Genomic DNA, 3,326 nt, shown 5'->3' with positions numbered 1-3,326 from the left:
CACCGACCAACTCGGGAAGACCACCTGGCACGAGTACGACCAGGCCGGCTTCCTGACCAAGGTGATCGACAAGAACGACATCGCCAACGAGATCTACCAGGACAAGCGCGGCAACACCCTGGGCCGGCAGTACTGCCGGGCACCGGGGGAGTGCGCGATCGAATACTGGACGTACCACGTCAACGAGAACGACCCGTTCGACCCGCGCAACGACCAGGTGACCGCTTACCGGGACGGCCGCTCGGCCAGCGACACCGACCCCACCCACGCCACCACCACCGAATACAACAGCTTCGGCGAGCAGACCAAGATCACCACCCCGGCGACGGACGACTTCCCGCAGGGCCGCTCAGAAAGCATCGCCTACACCGACGGCACTGAAGCGGCGGTGGGCGGCGGCACCACCCCGGCCGGACTGACGAAGAGCAAGACCGACGCCCGCGGCAACACCTGGACCTACCGTTACACCGCGGCCGGTGATCTGGCCGAGCAGACCAACCCCGAAGGGGCGGTCACCAAGCTGGACCACGACGTGCTGGGCCGCATGATCGTCAGCACGCGCATCTCGGACGCGGTCCCGGACGGCGCGAAGACCACCTTCGCCTACGACGGCTGGAACCGCCTGACCTCCAGCACCGCCCCTGGAGTGAAGAACGAGATCAGCGGCGTCACCCACACGGCGCAGACCCGCACCACCTACGACCCGGACGGCAACCCGCTGACGCAGACGATCGCCGACCTGACCGGCGGCGACCCGGAGCGCACCACCACCTACACCTACGACGCGCACGGCCGCCAGGACTCCGTCACCGGCCCCGAAGGCGGCCTCGCCCGGCAGGAGTGGAACCACCGTGGCCAGGTCGTCCGCACCACCGACGCCCGCGGCACCGTCATCGAGCAGACCTACACCGAACGCGGCGAGCTGTACACCAGCACGCTGAAGGGATGGACCGGCAGCCCGGTCAATCCGCAGGCGGCCAAGGACGTCCTGCTGGAAACCCGCAGCTACGACCCGGGCGGGCGCCTGGTTTCGATCGTGGACGTGATGGGCCGCACCTCCAAGAACACCTACTGGACGGACAACCGGCTCAAGGAGCAGATCGCGGTCGGGGCCAAGCTGAACAGCCCCACTGCCACACCCCGCGATGTGCTCATCAAGGCCGAGGAGTACGACCCGGCCGGCAACCTGACCGTGCAGATCAACGGCATCCAGGCGAACGGCGCAGAGCTCGTCACGCTCTTCGACTACGACCAGGCCAGCCGGCTGACCGCTCAGGTGCTGGATCCGGACGGGCTGGAGCGGGTCACCGCATTCGGCTACGACGCCAACGGCAACGTCACCACGACCACCCGCACTGCGGCTGGTGGCGGCCGCACCGAAACCACCAGCTTCGCCTACAACAAGCTGAACCAGCAGACGAAGCAGACCGTCGAGAACGGCGCCCAGGACATCGTCACCACCACCGACTACGACGACCGCGGATTGCCCGTCGCCGCTACGGATCCGCGCGGCAACGCCGCCGGTGCGAACGCCGCCGACTACACCACCACGCTGCGCTACGACATCGCGGACCGGCTGGTGGAGACCAAGGCGCCCCAGGTGCAGGTGGACAAGAACGGCACCGCTGCTCCGGCCCGTCCGACGGCGCTGGTCGGCTACGACACAGTCGGCAACCAGACCCACCAGCGCGACGCAGAAGGACGCACCGTCACCTCGGTCTATGACAAGGCCGACCGGCTGACCAGCACCACCGCACCCGCCTACACTCCGCCCGGCGGCAGCGCGCTCACCTCGACCGTCGAGCATGCCTACGACAAGGCCGGACAGCTCATCAGCAGCACCGACCCGCTCGGCAACGTCACCACCTACGACTATGACCAACTCGGCCGGCAGGTCCGCGTCACCGACCCCGCCCCCGCCGACGGCCAGACGCCCGGCACACGGGTGATCGAGTACACCATGGCCGGCGAAAAGCTCGCCACCGTCGATCCGACCGGCGCCCGGACCACGGCCACCTACGACGACCTGGGCAGGCAGATCACCGCCACCCAGATCGAGCGCAAGCCCGCCAGCGCCGCCTACACCACCAAGATGGAGTACGACGACGCCGGCCGGCTGATCAAGCAGATCGTCCCCGGCCAGGGCACGGCCACCAAGACCACCAGCTTCGAGGTCAACGCGGCTGGTGAGATCACCAAGGTGACCGACCCGGCAGGCACCAGCACCATGACGTACGACTTGGCTGGTCGCCTGACCCAGAGCACCGACCCGAACCGTAACGCCAGCATCGCCGCATACGACCTGGCCGGCCGCAAGACCACGGCCAAGGACGTGCACCTGAAGACCGACGGCACCGTCGAGACGGAACTGCGCACCTACGGGTACGGCTACGACCTGGCAGGCAACCAGGTCAGCGCCACCTCACCGGAGGGTCACGTCACCCGGCAGACCTTCGACGCGCTGAACCGGCTCACTTCCCTCGTCGAACCGGTCACGGCCACCGAGTCGATCACGACCAGTTTCGGCTACGACGCCACCGGCGCACGTACCCGGATCACCGACGGGCGCGGCAACGTCACCTGGACCGGTTACAACAGCCTCGGCCTGGCCGAGAAGGTCATAGAGCCCGCCACCAGTCAGCACCCGGATGAGGCCGACCGTACCTGGACGCACATCTACGACGCGGCCGGCCGCCCGACCGCTACCATCCAGCCCGGCGGGGTGCGCATCGACCGTACCTTCGACGATCTGGGCCGGCTCACCAAGGAGAGTGGTGCGGGCGGTGGCGCCGCCACGGCCGAGCGCACGTTCGGCTACGACCTGGCCGGCCGCCGCACTGCCGCCGGTGACCTGACCATTGACTACAATGACCGCGGCCTGCCCCTGAAGGTCTCCCGTGGCACCATGCAGGAGACCGCCTACACCTACGACGGGCTCGGCGCTCCGCTCCAGCGTATCGACGCCTCCGGCACCGCCACCTTCACCTACGACACCGCCAATCGGCTCAAGACCGCCACCGACCCGGTCACCAGCCGCACCCTCACCTACGGCTACGACCTGGCCAGCCGGCTGAAGACCATCACCGCCACCAGCGGCACGGCCAGTACCCAAACCCTCGAGTACGACGACATGGACCGGGTCAGGAGCCAGACGCTGACGAACGGCTCGGGCACCCAGCTCGCCAAGATCGCTTACGGGTGGGACAAAGACGACAATCTCACCACCAAAACCACTACAGGCACCGCAGGAGCAGGAGCCAACACCTACACTTACGACCATGCTGGTCGGCTTACCTCCTGGACCGCCCCGGGCGGCGCGGTGACCG

The 3,326-nt window shown here is 68.0% G+C and carries 1 pseudogene; it reads left to right on the top strand.

The annotated features are described in order from the left end of the window. Positions 1–3,326, top strand: a pseudogene (locus HCN51_RS57585) (RHS repeat protein); the annotation flags it as partial.

It is taken from the genome of Nonomuraea composti (assembly GCF_012034275.1).
Lineage (GTDB): Bacteria > Actinomycetota > Actinomycetes > Streptosporangiales > Streptosporangiaceae > Nonomuraea > Nonomuraea composti.
This window is presented reverse-complemented; position numbering and strand designations above follow the sequence as displayed.